Source organism: Arenibacter sp. 6A1 (genome assembly GCF_012272855.1).
Taxonomy (GTDB): domain Bacteria; phylum Bacteroidota; class Bacteroidia; order Flavobacteriales; family Flavobacteriaceae; genus Arenibacter.
In genome coordinates, this window is record NZ_JAAXCQ010000018.1 from 89,838 (window position 1) to 104,860 (window position 15,023).

Below are 15,023 nucleotides of genomic sequence, written 5' to 3' on the forward strand. Positions count from 1 at the left end.
ACTATCCTGCCCTGGCCTATCGGCGGGCCAAATACTTTGTTATTGGCAACAGTTTTTTTATTAATTCAGTTATAGTTTTTCATTCAAATCTTGTCTTCCGACAATTGCTATTATTTCGACAATATCTTCATGTATTTTATAGTAAATACTATCAACTCCACATACGCAACGTCGATATCCCTTTTTTATATAATCCATTGATTCAAATGAAAAAGGACGTTCGGCAATAATGTCAAAATATTCAAATAAGGATTCGAAATATTTGTCCGCTTGGGTCATTCCAAACTTTTTGACGCCATAATGGTGAATCCTGATCAAGTCATTTTTTGCTTCGTTGGTTAATTTATATTTAGCCATTGAGCAAGGACTTTGATTGGACTAAAATACTTTCTTTACTGTCGTCCGTAAATCCGCTATTTTCAGCTTTTTCCAGTTTTGCTCTAATCCAGTCAATTTGAACTTGTTGTTTTCGAGCTTGTCTAATCAAGTCGTTAACTAATTCACTTTTGCTTGAATATTCTTTATTGTCCACTTGAGCTTTTAACCACTCGTCATTCGGTTTTGTAAATGATATACTTTGTCTAGACATAACTTTGTTTATTTGATGCAAATTTACACCAAAAAAGCATCATTTCCAAATTATTGCTGACGTCACGAATAACGCAAGTTGTGGCTTTGGAGCCTGAGTTTATCAGTTAAGCACTGCTTTTGAAAGATAGTCAAAAATGCTATTTTTGAGAGGTATTCCGTAATTTGTGTTATTCAATGTGTGTGCTCATGTTGGGGATTTTTAATTTACTTCAAAGTAGTTAATTAATCTAGAGGGTGAAAGTCCCTTCTGCGCTGGGGTAACCCTTCGATTTCGCTATTAGGATAGGCAAAACAGGAACCGGCTACGATACTGTATTTGAGAAACCCAAACGACAATGCAACAAGCTGATTTTTTGATTGGATGGATATTCTGGAGCTTGAAGCCCTTTCTTTAGGGCTGTACTGTAAATTACTTATTTTAAGAATTTGAAATACAGTTACGTAACACATGTAATATATGTATGATGTTTAATATGTTGCATTGTAATCCCTGTTCTTGGCACAAATCGCACCGAGTTATCGAATCAACATCTTCTTGCTTTTTTGACCTTTCCTAATAGTATATCCATTGTACATGGCCCTTGGCGACAGCTACCCTTCCACAACTAGGCCTAATAGTAAATTTATAGCGGAAAATTTGTCCTATTTTTGGAATATAGCCTACTTAGCCTTGCTTAATTATACACGCCTTAGTGCGTTAGTTATTAAATTTCTTTTTGATTTCACTTTCCACTTGATAAAGGAAGGTGATAGTAAAAATCAAGAGAACAAACACCGCGGCAATAGCTTCCATCAAGGAACCGGGTAAAAAGAATCCTAGCCAACTGATAATCATAAAAAGAATCCCCATACGAATCATTTGCTTAGAGGAATATTCCTGAGCAAAATCCCACCTTTCTTGGCTCTTTTGAGATGAAGATGTTCTATAACCGTACCAATTATTGATTTTTTTTGGAGGATACTTAAGGAAAATCCAGCCGCCGAGTGTAAAAATTAATCCACAAATCATGCAGATAATAAAAAATGGATTTATAATAATAGTCTCTGTCAAATCCGTCATTTAATCAATTCAAATTTTAATTCCAACTAACGGATAAATTTAATATAATTTTCTTACAATTAAATACAATTCGTTAGTTCAAGAAATTAATAGTGTTTCTTTATCTAGTGAATGCGCTACAACGTTCTTGTGTATGATTTGGCAAGGTTTGACCAGTTTTGTTCCCTTGGCGTGCTTACAATGGGATAATGCGTGGCGTATGCACTCTTGGCGGCCAGCAAAACTGGTTTACTAGATTAGTTCTTTGTTGTAATACGTTTTTTAATTCCATTCCACATTGAGTTTTTCCAATTCCACATTCAATTCAGCGAGTGAATTCGGATCAATTATTTGTGTATTGATAGTCAGTTCTTTTTTGTCCGTTTTTAAGATATAATCTCCCGCAAATTTTTTTATCCGTTTTATTTCGGTCAGATTTAGTTTTTTTCCGAATGGTCCATTCACGTTTATAATTCCGTTTTCAATGGTTAAATATTTGTAATTCTTTTGATAAAAATAAAGGACTAAATACATAAGAGAGATTAAAATCCAACCATAGTCAGTCCAATTTGGATCTTCTTTTCCAAATACTCCAACAAAGAACCAAACTAACCAAATAAGTCCTAAAATCAAGTTCACGTTAAGGTGTCTTTTTTTATATGATATTTTCATTTCGCAAATGTTTTACAACGTTATATCACTTTAATATATACTGTTTATCGGCTTATTACTTTGGATAATAGCAATAATACTTTACAGTTATCTATTTATAAATAGCTGTATCAATATTATGTTTTAGGTAGGTGAATAACAAATTAAACAGAAAGAAAATACAACAATTTGATGATGTGTGATGAAGGTATAGAGCCTTTACTCTTGTGTGTTTTTTGAATCCCTTCTTCTAGCACAAAACGAACCAATTTCCTTCTTTAAAATACCTTTCGCTTTTTTGATCTTTTCTAAGATTTTAGCAATAGTAGATGGCCCTGATGACAACCATCCTTTCCTCTGGGCAATTTGGGCGCGGGTCATTTCAAAATGGTATCGAACCCTTTTAAAATGATCAGGGAATTGTTGGTCTATAAGGGTCCGCGCTGGCCCAAAGATTTATTTTTCATAGGTATGCCGCAAGTTAATCAAGCCGCCTTTGCCCTGTCAATGTAGTATTTTAAAAAATGGGGTATCCCTCCTTTCGGGGGAACCCACCGCAATTTTTTAAAACCTCCACATGGACTTGTCCCCACCGCTGCGCTGCTGTTGATTGTTTTCGCTAAATAACCTTAAAAATATACTATCATGGAAGACATTGGAATCGCAACCTTCAAAGATTTCGTCGGCGAGTTAACCGCCATTTACCGAAGAACGCAACTGCCCACTATTAAAATAGACCTTAAGAAGTATATAGTGGGGGTTAATGGTAGCTAGGTCACCATTAATAGCTAGTTTATAAATAAAATCGGTAATGCCGCTTACTCGGGAAAAGAAAACCTCCTATTGACCAGTGGACAAATTCTAAAAGTAGTAGCCAAGTTAAATCCTTCGATCACGAAGATACGTCTAGATACAATTTGGATGTTGATAGGTTTGAATGGCCCGTGAACCACATCGCAATACGAAGGGCATTCTAGGCAACAAAAATATTGGAGGGCTTCTAGTGTACCCCTATCGTATTGATGTCGAAAAATGCAGGAGCTGCATGTTAAGATAGGGTTGTTATAAGCCTAACATGAAAACTAAAACGAATTCAGTGTCCATAAAATCAAATCTGCATTAAAAGCTGATAATTTTCTAGAGACAGATCTCAACAGAGAGGAAGCAAAGTACAGTGCGTTGAAAATGTCCATGGATATGGACGAGCATATGGTTTGTTTTCGTAATAGAAAAATAAAACCTGATTGATAATTGGAATTATTCTATTGTATGTGAAAAGTTTTATCACGTATTCTAATAGACATGAATTTACGACTAACTAGCTTTTGTGTATTCAAGGTTAATTGGTGTCCAGATTTAATTTGGATACCATATTATCTTCATTTTAATGGTTTTTGCGTTTTTTTAGATTTCTTTTGCGCGTGAATATAATGTAATCTAAAACGTATATTATGTTTGTAAAAACTGCTAGAATGTAGTTGCAAAATCACACAAAACTGAAAACATAAATTGGATCATCAATTAACTTTTGTGAAGAAATTATTATTGCCATTTATTTCTTCTTCCAATGATCTGCACTCCTATGGTTTATTCAAATCTAGAATCGTAACGCTCGTTTTATTTTAAATTAACAATTGAATTATATTTTTAATATTCATTTTCCCCAAACTATTAATGCTTATGAAAAAAACTACTACTACTAAAATTCCAGTTTTATTTTTTCTTTTCGTGCTAGTACATTCTCTGAATGTTTTTGCGCAAAGTACTTACATACTGGACTACGCTTCAGAGTCTATAACCAATAATGTTAATGACTATACTATTGCGGCGGGATTAACCAGTCCTACCAACTTCACGATTGACTGGGGAAATGGTGGGGAATTACCTGGTACGTATACGAATGCCCTTGTTAAAGTAGTCCCTGGAGCGATTATTCCGGTGGACAGGGGAACTCTTGGCGCTAATGATGGCTGGGGTTTTAACGCTAAAAGCTGGGGGCTTCAGCTTACAGCAGACAACAATTTCTCTGTTGATGCACTTAAGCTGGGGCGTCGGTCAGAGGGTAACAGCAATAGGAACGATTTTACCATTTCAGGCTATAAGGATGGTCAGCTATTGGTCTCTCAAACCTTAACATGGACCGTTTATGGGGTTTCTGAACTTGAGGTGTTTACCCGTGGTACCGGTAGTTGGGATTCCAATCCTGCCTGGAACAATATTGATAAATTAGTGGTCAGCTGGCCAGATCCCCAGGAAAACCTTACGGATTATCAGGAAATTGCAGTGATCAATATTTCGGTTTCCGACCCAGTGGCCGCGAATAGTACACCAACAGTAACCACTTTGGTAACCTCTTCAATTACGGCTACCGGAGCTACCTTAAACGGGAACGTGACCGATGATGGTGGGGCTATGGTAACCGAGCGTGGATTTGTGTATGGAACCAATTCTAATCCGACCATAGGAGATGGACGTTCTATCCGTATGCCTGTCGGTAGCGGGATTGGGACTTATAATAAAGCTATTAACGGCCTTTTTGCAACAACTACCTACTACGTTAGAGCGTATGCTATAAATAGTGAGGGGACGAATTATGGTAGTGAGAAAAGTTTTTCTACCTTATCATCACCATTTGAAAATTTTTCTTGGTCTGCGGATAATTTGGCCGCCGGTGCAACAGGGGTAACTTATACTTTCTCATATACTACAGTAACTGCGATGAGTGGGGCTTATGATGCTATCTTATATGCCTTACAATCTGTTAATAGTGGTTGGAATACCGAAAATGTTTCAGTAGAGGATGTTTCTGTAACTATTGATGGGGTTAAACGAGTTGTTTCAAATGTTTGGACAGGATCTGGGTCTCCTTCAAATAGTGTTTTTATTAGGCTAACAGATCCATTGGTTCCGGCAGGATCTGAAGTAATTGTTACAATTGGTAATGTTATAAATAATTCAATTGTTGCCTCATATCCATGGAACTGGATTAGGACTGCTACGGGAGGAGGGAATCAAATTGATGAAGCCGCAAGTCCTGACCCTATTGTTTTGACTGCTCCAACTGCAAAAGGAGCAATAACCATTACCAATGCTCCAAGCGACCCTTCTTCTGATTGGTTATTAAGTGAAGGTAAGTTAATTCCCTTAGTAGATGGCGCCAAAGTAAACGTTGATGTAGTGAACAATGCGCTCGCTACAGGAAATCTTACTATCGAAGCTCAAACAGATGTCTTTATTGATGCGAAAGTAGCTCCTGTTTTATCGGCAGATAGAACATTGACGCTAAAAGCAAATAGGGACATCAATCTAGAGGCTAATAGTTCAATTGCAGCTAATGGCTTCTCTTTAAATACTATAATATGGTCAGATGCCGATGCCTTGGAAGGGGGCGTTACCTTTATTAAAAATCGGGCTGAGATTTTGACTGATGGAGGCCATCTTTGGATTGGAGGCGGTAGTGATAGTGCTATCTGGAATGGATTAACCGTAGGGAATGGTACATCTACCGGGAATACTACTAACTCGAATGGAATTACGTTGATTAAAACCAATATTCAAACAGATGGCGGAAACATAGCTTTTTACGGAAAAGGATTGCCAGGTTTTAATGCGGGAATACCTACTCCCATTTCAACGGGTAATTCGACAAATGCTAATGGTATTCGTTTGCACGATGGAAACCTGATAGATGCAGGGTTTGGTACTATTTATATGTATGGTTATGCAAATAACCAACATCCAACATCCAATTCAAATGGAGTAGAATTGAGTCAAACTGTAGGAGCACCCGATTTGATTACTTCTTCCAATAATACTGAAGAGGCTATCTTTATTGAAGGTCATGCCGAAGGTCCTTCTACTGTAGCTAATTCATGGGGGTTTTATTCACATCTTTCCACCGTTGAAAATACAGGAGGAGGTACTGTTCATATAAAGGGTAGTGCCGTGAAAAACTCAGGTGTTACCGTGGCCACAAATGGGGCAATTTTAGCTGCTAGTGGCAAAATAATACTAGAAGGAACCGCAGCTGGAATGACAAGCCCTAGTGTTCTATTGCAAGGAGTCGTTGGGCAGAAAGAGAATACCAATGTAACCTTATCCGATGCAAATATCGAAATTATCGGTGATAGATTTTCAATTTCTGGACAAGCTCCTAATGGAAGAATTCAATCTTCTGGAAAATTGGCCATACATGCTTACACAAACGGTATTGATATTGGGTTAGGTAGTGCGTTAGCTACACTGCAATTACCCGCTTCTTATTTTATTTCAAACTTTGCAGATGGTTTTTCGGAAATTTTAATAGGTGATGCCAATACAGGAGCAATAAACATAAACGGCAAGTTACTTTATCAAGACCCCTTAACACTAAAAACAAATAATAATATCGTATTTAACGCTCAGGCAGATGTTAGTAGTGAAACTGCTAATGCCCTTAAACTTTGGGCACGGGCTAAAGGAGATAACGAAGCCAATGATGCTAATTTTGGTGCGATATGGATGCAGCAAGGCTCAACAATCCACACAGCTGGTGGAAACCTAACCATGGGCGGCGGATCTGATCCTTATATGGGTTATGCTATGGGGGATCCTTCAGTACCTTCGCCCGAAAATAATGCCATATATCGTGGTGTTGCCATGAATGGTTCTATAAATGCAGCAGGAGGTCATATTATTATCAATGGTAGAGGGAGCAGCGCTAGTAGTGTTGGTCATGCCAGAGGTGTTAATATAGGGGGACCTATAGAAACGACAGGTTCGGGTAATATCACTATCAGAGGAATTGGTAGAGGTCTTTCGGATGCGATTGCTTTGGGAGACAGTTATTTTTTTCCGAATGCTGTAGGCACATTGAAAACGGAAACTGGTAATATTACCATAGATGGAAAGCCATCCAGCCCCAATAGAAATGGTCTAAGTATTTCTACTTCTGGATCATATATTCAAACAAATGGAAACTTTTCTGCTACCACTAACGGAAGAATTACTGCCACGGCTGGCGCTTTGGATATTGGGGGCAGTACCTATCTTGAAGCGTTAGATCATATTACATTGACTCATGAAAACAATGATTTTGATGGTAGTATAACAGTAACATCAGCTTCTAATCTTCAACTAGCGGACATAAATGAATTGATCTTAGGAGAGATTAGTGCCAGGGGAACGATTGTAATTGTCAGCCAGAATGGGGATGTAACGATTGCTGAAAGTATTTCCTCCACCAATGCTACGGTAGATGCCATTCAGATCTATGCCGATAAAGATAAAAATGCAGGGGATCTAGTAGGAGGGAATATTAAAATTAGCGGAACTCCGGTTATCAGTACAGGTGCTGGGGGACAGGCCAAGTTTTACAGTGGCTCAATTTTGGGAAGTGCAGGTTTAATCGCTCTAATAGGTGAGGACAATACTCGATATAACGTAGATGCCAATACTACCATATTTGACCCCGTATTAGGTTCTGGAAATTATGCATTGATAAGGGAAAAGGAAAATTTACCTCCAACAGCAACAAATGTGAGTTTTTCAGGTACTTTAACAACTATGCAAGAATTGACCGCAACCTATGATTATAATGATGCCGAAAATGATCTAGAAACCGGAACAACCTACCAATGGTACCGTGCAGATGATTCTAACGGAACAGGAAAGTTAGCCATAGAAAGTGCCAATGCAATTACTTATACACTTTCACAGGAGGATATTGGTAAGTTTATAAGTTTTGAAGTAACACCAAAAAATGCAGCCGGTACAGGTGTCCCGGTTGAAAGTGTTTTTAAAGGACCAATTGCTGATGTTTTTAGTGCCCGTATATCGGCTTCCATAAATGTAAGTTGTAATGGGGGAAGTGAGGGGTCGGCCACTGTTGAAATAGCTGGAGGTGTTGGGCCATACAGCTATAATTGGAATGATCCTTCTAGATCTACTACCTCTGTAGTAGAAAATCTTGAAGCTGGGACATACGTAGTTACAATTACGGATAGTAGAAATCAGGAAACTACAGCCTCAGTAACTATTACAGAACCGGAAGTATATACAGTAGAGGCTCCAGAAGATGTAGTTGCCTGTGGTAGTTATAGCCTTCCGGTATTAATAGAAGGAAATTACTTCACACAGCCTGATGGTAAAGGAACAGCACTTTTTGCCGAAGATCTCATTACAAGTTCTCAAACACTCTATGTTTATGGAGAAAATGAAAATGGTTGTACAGATGAAAAAAGCTTCGATATTACCATTAATGAAAATGATATTGCAGGAATAATATTTTCAGATAATGAAGTTGTATACAATGGAGAAGAGCACACGCTTGCCGTCGTTGGATTGCCAGCTGGTGCCTCAGTTGATTATAATGTTGGGAATACCTATACAAATGCAGGTAGCTATAAGGTTACCGCAACAGTAACTTCAGCACATTCTAGCTGTCCAAACCGAATACTAACTGCCACCCTTACCATCAACAAGGCGGAGGCGGTCATCACCGCGGAAGCCATCCAGACGTTTACCTATGATGGCAGCGTGAAGAATGTATCGGCAAGCCTCAACCATTCTGAAGCGGAATTGACCTATACCGAACAGCAGGGGTATACCAATGCGGGCACCTATCAAGTGATCATCTCCTCTGAAGAGACTGCCAATTACCTGGCGACTTCCAAAGAAGTATCCTTGGTCATTGAAAAGGCAGAAATTACCGGAGTGACCTTTGAAGGTGAATCGTTTACCTATGATGGAGACGCCCACAGCCTGTCGGTAGCCGGACTTCCTGAAGGTGGTACCGTGGTTTATTTGAACAACGGGCAAACCAATGCAGGGATTTATACCGTTACTGCCACAGTAAGCCAAGATAACCATAACGATAAGGTATTAACTGCCACCCTTACCATCAACAAGGCGGAAGCGGTCATCACCGCGGAAGCCATCCAGACGTTTATCTATGATGGCAGCATGAAGAATGTATCGGCAAGCCTCAACCATTCGGAAGCGGAATTGACCTATGCCGAACAGCAGGGGTATACCAATGCGGGCACCTATCAAGTGATCATCTCCTCTGAAGAAACTGCCAATTACCAGGCAGCTTCCAAGGAAGTGTCCTTGGTTATTGAAAAGGCAGAAATTGCCGGAGTGACCTTTGAAGGTGATTCGTTTACCTATAATGGTGAAGCCCACAGTCTTTCAATAGCTGGAATTCCCGAGGATGCAACCGTGGTTTATTCGAACAACGGGCAGACCAATGCAGGGACTTATACCGTTACTGCCTCGGTAAGCCAAGATAACCATAACGATAAGGTATTAACTGCCACCCTTACCATCAACAAGGCAGAGGCGGTCATCACCGCGGAAGCCATCCAGACGTTTATCTATGATGGCAGCGTGAAGAATGTATCGGCAAGCCTAAACCATTCGGAAACGGAATTGACCTATGCTGCACAACAGGGGTATACCAATGCGGGAACTTACTCGGTTCTAATTTCAGCCGAAGAGACCGCAAATTACTTGGCGACTTCTAAAGAAGTATCCTTGGTCATTGAAAAGGCAGAAATTGCCGGAGTGACCTTTGAAGGTGATTCGTTTACCTATGACGGTGAAGCCTACAGTCTTTCAGTAGCTGGACTTCCCGAGGGAGCAACCGTGGTTTATTCGAACAACGGGCAGACCAATGCAGGGATTTATACCGTTACTGCCTCGGTAAGCCAAGATAACCATAACGATAAGGTATTAACTGCCACCCTTACCATCAACAAGGCGGAAGCGGTCATCACCGCGGAAGCCATCCAGACGTTTGCCTATGATGGCAGCGTGAAGAATGTATCGGCAAGCCTCAACCATTCGGAAGCGGAATTGACCTATGCCGAACAGCAGGGGTATACCAATGCGGGCACCTATCAAGTGATCATCTCCTCTGAAGAGACTGCCAATTACCAGGCAGCTTCCAAGGAAGTGTCCTTGGTTATTGAAAAGGCAGAAATTACCGGAGTGACCTTTGAAGGTGATTCGTTTACCTATAATGGTGAAGCCCACAGTCTTTCAGTAGTTGGACTTCTCGAGGGAGCAACCGTGGTTTATTCCAACAACGGGCAGACCAATGCAGGGACTTATACGGTTACTGCCTCGTTAAGCCAAGATAACCATAACGATAAGGTATTAACTGCCACCCTTATCATCAACAAGGCGGAGGCGGTCATCACCGCGGAAGCCATCCAGACGTTTACCTATGATGGCAGCGTGAAGAATGTATCGGCAAGCCTCAACCATTCGGAAGCGGAATTGACCTATGCCGAACAGCAGGGGTATACCAATGCGGGCACCTATCAAGTGATCATCTCCTCTGAAGAAACTGCCAATTACCAGGCAGCTTCCAAGGAAGTGTCCTTGGTTATTGAAAAGGCAGAAATTGCCGGAGTGACCTTTGAAGGTGATTCGTTTACCTATAACGGTGAAGCCCACAGTCTTTCAGTAGCTGGACTTCCCGAGGATGCAACCGTGGTTTATTCGAACAACGGGCAGACCAATGCAGGGACTTATACAGTTACTGCCACGGTTTCTCAACACGGACATAAAGTCCTGGTGCTAACTGCCAATATATTAATTGAAAAGGCATCACAAAGAATCACTTTTGATGAAATTGGAAATCGACATCAACTTACGGATGAAGATTTTCAGTTGAGTGCAGCTTCAACCTCTAGTCTACCTATAAAATATTCTTATACCTACGAGACCGAAAATCCGGCAGCTGCTGTTGGTGTTCATGGGTTTGTGAAAATTCTAAGAGGTGGGCAAATCGCCATTACGGCTGCGCAGCCAGGTAACGAAAATTACGAAGCAGCAGATCCTGTGATAAGAACGCTTAAGGTTATCGGTGGTGAAGCCCGCTTAAAAACAGCGGTTATTAATGGAGTTGCCTATTCCAATCCTACTGAAGATATTTATTACCTCATTGGTTGCGGGAATTCTGAAGAAGAGGTTCAAATTCAACTTGAACAGAATCAAGGTTCATCAATAGATCGCGATAAGATCTTCACCCTCAGTACGCCGGTACCCGGAATTTACAGGGATACGGTGATAGTGACTTCGGAAGATGGAAACGTAAGTAAGCGCTATAATATTATGGTGGAAAAGAATTTCAATTTTGAGGATATTGTAATTCAGAAGTTTAATAATGTATTGCTGGTTAACAATAACCCGAACACCAATGGCGGTTACCAATTTGTAAGTTATCGTTGGTATAAAAATGGATCTGAAATCGGAAATGGTCAATACTATTCTGCCGGTGAAAATGAAGACGACCAATTGGATACGGATAACTCTTATTATGTAGAGATGGAAACCGAGAATGGGAATATTTTGAAAAGCTGTACTTCTTCCATTCAATTAAAAGGTTCTTTAAGCCTTTCCTTGGCTCCAAACCCTGTACAGGCTGGAGAAAGCATGGAGCTTTTTACCGATTTTCCAAAAAGCGAGCTTGAAACAATGCAGCTTTCAATACACAATCTTAACGGGATGCTTATCAAGGAAATGAAATCGAATAGCAAAAGAACGAACATAAACCTGCCTTATAATCTGCAAATGGGTATTTATATATTGAAGGTCAGAACTAAGAGTATGAGTAGAACGCTTAAGTTTATAATTAAATAGGCAACGTTTGAATTTTTCTAAAATTACTTTGACGATTAAACATACATATGAAAACTAATAATATAAAAGTAGCCATGAAGAATACTATTTTAAGGCCTGTGATGGTACTTATACTAATTGGTATGAGTGGGCAGGTTTTGGCTCAATCCAACCATGAAGTCTCATTTTACCTACAGGGATCTTTTTCCAAATTACGATATGAAGCGCTGGAACAGAAAAACAAATTGAAAAACGGGTTTGGCATAGGAACTAGATATGCCTATTACTTTTTTGAAAATTGGAGCCTTGGAACTGGTGCTGAATTACAATTTATGAAAGGAGCTTTTTCTAAGTCTAATATTCAAGGGGCTTATATGAGTCAAGACTCAGAAGATGAGGAGTTTGAATTCCGGTATCGAGCCGGTAATTTTTCGGAAAACCAGGAGGTATATTTCCTAAATATTCCCTTCCAGATTCAATATGAATCTCTGGGGATGACTCGGTTTTATGCCGTTGCTGGTGTTAAAGCGGGTTTCGTTTTAGCTTCGGATTATCAAAGCTTGTCAACTTCCTTGCAGACCAGTGGATATTATGAGCAATATGATGCTGAACTGACCGAGCCTAAATTTGCCGGATTTGGCGAATTTGGTCGTGTGAAAAATTCAAATTCAGAATTGGACCTGAAGACAAACATTGTAGCACATCTGGAGAGCGGAATAAAACTAATCTTGGAAAATAAGCGATCCCTTTATATGGGACTATTCCTTGATTATGGTTTAAATGATATTAAGCCTAATCCTTCAAGGGAAAGGATTATTGAGTACAACAATCAAAATCCAACAGCGTATGTATTGGAGAGCTTATTATCATCTAGGAGGGATGTGATTCCGACGCAACATGTAGAGAAGGTATGTACAATAGCCTTTGGTTTAAGAATTCAGTATGCATTTGAATTTTAAAAATAGAATTTTATAAAATAAAAGAGGTCGTCTAAAAACTATTTGGACGACCTTTTATTTTTATGACTTTTTGGTTTCATTCTTGATTTTATTGGTTAACCCACCAATTAGTTCTTGATTAAAATCAGGCAAAGCGACTTCTATATCGCCAAACTTATTTTTTTGAGGTTATGAGCCATTGCTATGAGTCCTATTTCCGTTTCTACCTTGGCAAGACCACTTAACATAAACCTTTTAAAGTTCATATTGTGCTTTATATTTCCGAAAACAGCTTCCACATCCCAACATCGTCGTTTGCGGTGGGCAACCCCTTGTTCGCTAAGAAGGAACTCTCTTGCTTTTTGTTTTATTCGGACCAGATTATGGTTGCGCTCTATGGTTCTGTGGCCGCTTGCCTTATGACAGGCCCCGCGCAAGGGACAGCCCTTGCAATTGACGGCCTGATATTTTTTTAATTGTTGTGTGAAACCTGTTTTAGTCTCTTTTGTGATATTTCCAATACAGCGCATTGGCTGGCCCATGGGGCAGTAGTAGGTATCGGTGTCTCTCGATAGCAAAATAGCGGAGGGCGCCGAAACAATGTCTCAATTTAGGAAATATATTGTTTGTAAGAAAATTTTTCAACACGCTATACGGCAAAATGAACCATATGCATTGTTGGCAGTAGTTATTGCACGCTTTCGCCTAACAATGTTGCTTTTTTTAACCACTTTTCTCTAAAATCCGAAGTTGAATTTTTTATTGAAGCAATATAGGTTGTTTTTACAGGACTTATTCCGCAAAATTTTAATGTTCCGTTTTTAAATTGGTTGATTGTCGGACTTTTCATTATCAGAAAATCATACCATTTTGGCGTATCAGCCGTAATAATTAATCGTGCAGATTTTCCTTTCAGTAGTTTTTCAGGTAATGCTTTTCCCTCAATCGGTTGATATGTAATTGACGGTAAAAATGTTCTGTCTATAAATCCTTTCATAAGAGCTGGATAACCATACCACCACATTGGAAATACCCAAACAATATGGTCTGCCTTTTTAATTTTTTCTATGGCTAAAACTAAATCAGGCTCTAATTCTATTCGTTTCCGATAGCCAAATTGTAGATTAGGATTAAATTCCAATTCCGCAATGTTAATTTGAGAGATTATAGAATTTGTTTTATTTACTCCTTTTATGTAAGCTTCCGATAATGCGTAATTAAAGCTCTCTTTATCAGGATGTCCGTTTATTATTAATACTTGTTTCATATTTGTTCTTTGTTTTGTGCGAAGAACAATACTTCGTTACTTTTTTAAAAGGACATTTGTCTAATTCGTATACGTTTTTCTTATTCTACTTAAATGTCTTTGGGTAATTCCTAAATATGAAGACAGAAAATTTAAGGGAATTGATTGTAAATATTCAGGTTGATTTATTAGTAAATCTTTGTATTTTTTTTCTGCGGATTCTTTTTGTAACAAGAAAACTCTTTTTTCCATTTTGATGTATTCCTGTTCAGCAATTAATTTGAAAAATTTCAGCCAATTTGCACTTGATTTCTCTAAAATTAAAATTTCTTCTCTTGATATAGTTAATAACTCTATATCTGTTAATGCTTGAATATTTTCAATTGTTTTTGTTTGAGATAAGAAAGAAGAGTAAGCACTAACAAAAGAATTCGAAAAGGTAAAACAATAGGTAACTTCCTCTTCGGATGACGAATAATAGAATGACCTAAACAAACCAGAAACCACAAACGCTACTTCTTTGGATATTCGATTTTCTTTGATGAAAAAATCGCCTTTTTTCAATTTCTTATTCCGAACCTTACTTTCAAAAAGGTCAATTTCATTTTCGGTTAAAATGTTAAATGTTTGTAGGTAGTTCCTCATTTTCTTTAATTACTGCAAACGGTCTTGTATATGAAAAGTAGCGCTGAGAATAAGCGATAATTTTCGGATGAAACACAAGCCAAATTTTATTAATTATTTTATTTTGGGGAATTTGTCAAATTTAAAAATTTGGCGACTTTCCAAAAATGCCCGAACCTTTGTGTTAGCAACGACTAGCGCTATTTTTTATATACGTGGTGTGTGCCCAGCATGGGCATCTTTTATCTACTGCAAAGTAGATAATTAATCTAGAGGGTGCAAGTCCCTTATGGGCAGGGGTAACGCCTTGAACCATTAGTAAGTC

At 38.8% G+C, this 15,023-nt stretch carries 10 protein-coding genes; 3 read left to right on the forward strand and 7 right to left on the reverse strand.

Annotated elements, in window-relative coordinates; translation table 11 throughout:
- Positions 1-69: 69 nt before the first annotated feature.
- The 4 genes from HCG49_RS15110 to HCG49_RS15125 form a co-directional block, all read right to left on the reverse strand.
- The gene (locus tag HCG49_RS15110; RefSeq protein WP_168470362.1) at positions 70-357 is read right to left on the reverse strand and encodes a type II toxin-antitoxin system RelE/ParE family toxin; all 288 of its coding nucleotides are present in this window, start codon (positions 355-357) and stop codon (positions 70-72) included.
- Entirely contained in the window at positions 350-589 is a 240-nt protein-coding gene (locus HCG49_RS15115) for a type II toxin-antitoxin system ParD family antitoxin (protein ID WP_168470363.1), read from the reverse strand. Before HCG49_RS15115 ends, HCG49_RS15110 begins: the two co-directional genes overlap by 8 nt.
- Positions 590-1,288: 699 nt before the next feature.
- Positions 1,289-1,651, reverse strand: a complete 363-nt coding sequence (locus HCG49_RS15120; protein ID WP_168470364.1) for an SdpI family protein — start codon at positions 1,649-1,651, stop codon at positions 1,289-1,291.
- Between the two features lie 261 nt (positions 1,652-1,912).
- Positions 1,913-2,302 carry a hypothetical protein gene (locus tag HCG49_RS15125; protein ID WP_168470365.1) on the reverse strand — a complete coding sequence of 130 codons (390 nt, stop codon included), beginning with the start codon at positions 2,300-2,302 and terminating at the stop codon, positions 1,913-1,915.
- A gap of 624 nt (positions 2,303-2,926) precedes the next feature.
- Between HCG49_RS15125 and HCG49_RS18695 the strand changes: the two genes are divergently transcribed.
- The 3 genes from HCG49_RS18695 (at position 2,927) to HCG49_RS15135 (ending at position 12,849) form a co-directional block, all read left to right on the forward strand.
- Entirely contained in the window at positions 2,927-3,055 is a 129-nt protein-coding gene (locus tag HCG49_RS18695; RefSeq protein ID WP_262888043.1) for a hypothetical protein, read from the forward strand.
- A 906-nt stretch (positions 3,056-3,961) separates the two neighbouring features.
- A complete protein-coding gene (locus tag HCG49_RS15130) occupies positions 3,962-11,911 on the forward strand; it encodes an MBG domain-containing protein (RefSeq protein ID WP_168470366.1) in 7,950 nt (2,649 codons plus the stop codon).
- 47 nt (positions 11,912-11,958) lie between these two features.
- Positions 11,959-12,849, forward strand: a complete 891-nt coding sequence (locus HCG49_RS15135) for a hypothetical protein (protein WP_168470367.1) — start codon at positions 11,959-11,961, stop codon at positions 12,847-12,849.
- A 140-nt stretch (positions 12,850-12,989) separates the two neighbouring features.
- Here the strand turns inward: HCG49_RS15135 and HCG49_RS15140 are convergent, their stop codons facing one another.
- The 3 genes from HCG49_RS15140 to HCG49_RS15150 form a co-directional block, all read right to left on the reverse strand.
- Positions 12,990-13,370, reverse strand: a complete 381-nt coding sequence (locus tag HCG49_RS15140) for a transposase (protein WP_168470368.1) — start codon at positions 13,368-13,370, stop codon at positions 12,990-12,992.
- A gap of 146 nt (positions 13,371-13,516) precedes the next feature.
- Entirely contained in the window at positions 13,517-14,095 is a 579-nt protein-coding gene (locus HCG49_RS15145; RefSeq protein ID WP_168470369.1) for an NAD(P)H-dependent oxidoreductase, read from the reverse strand.
- Positions 14,096-14,155: 60 nt separating this feature from the next.
- On the reverse strand, positions 14,156-14,719 hold the full coding sequence (locus HCG49_RS15150) for a Crp/Fnr family transcriptional regulator (RefSeq protein WP_168470370.1): 564 nt from the start codon (positions 14,717-14,719) through the stop codon (positions 14,156-14,158).
- Positions 14,720-15,023: the final 304 nt, after the last annotated feature.

What these genes read in the sequence shown, in the direction of transcription:
- HCG49_RS15130 (WP_168470366.1), top strand. Translation starts at nt 3,962, where the DNA reads ATGAAAAAAACTACTACTACTAAAATTCCAGTTTTATTTTTTCTTTTC.
- HCG49_RS15135 (WP_168470367.1), top strand. Translation starts at nt 11,959, where the DNA reads ATGAAAACTAATAATATAAAAGTAGCCATGAAGAATACTATTTTAAGG.
- HCG49_RS15140 (WP_168470368.1), bottom strand. Translation starts at nt 13,370, where the DNA reads ATGGGCCAGCCAATGCGCTGTATTGGAAATATCACAAAAGAGACTAAA.
- HCG49_RS15145 (WP_168470369.1), bottom strand. Translation starts at nt 14,095, where the DNA reads ATGAAACAAGTATTAATAATAAACGGACATCCTGATAAAGAGAGCTTT.
- HCG49_RS18695 (WP_262888043.1), top strand. Translation starts at nt 2,927, where the DNA reads ATGGAAGACATTGGAATCGCAACCTTCAAAGATTTCGTCGGCGAGTTA.
- HCG49_RS15110 (WP_168470362.1), bottom strand. Translation starts at nt 357, where the DNA reads ATGGCTAAATATAAATTAACCAACGAAGCAAAAAATGACTTGATCAGG.
- HCG49_RS15120 (WP_168470364.1), bottom strand. Translation starts at nt 1,651, where the DNA reads ATGACGGATTTGACAGAGACTATTATTATAAATCCATTTTTTATTATC.
- HCG49_RS15150 (WP_168470370.1), bottom strand. Translation starts at nt 14,719, where the DNA reads ATGAGGAACTACCTACAAACATTTAACATTTTAACCGAAAATGAAATT.
- HCG49_RS15115 (WP_168470363.1), bottom strand. Translation starts at nt 589, where the DNA reads ATGTCTAGACAAAGTATATCATTTACAAAACCGAATGACGAGTGGTTA.
- HCG49_RS15125 (WP_168470365.1), bottom strand. Translation starts at nt 2,302, where the DNA reads ATGAAAATATCATATAAAAAAAGACACCTTAACGTGAACTTGATTTTA.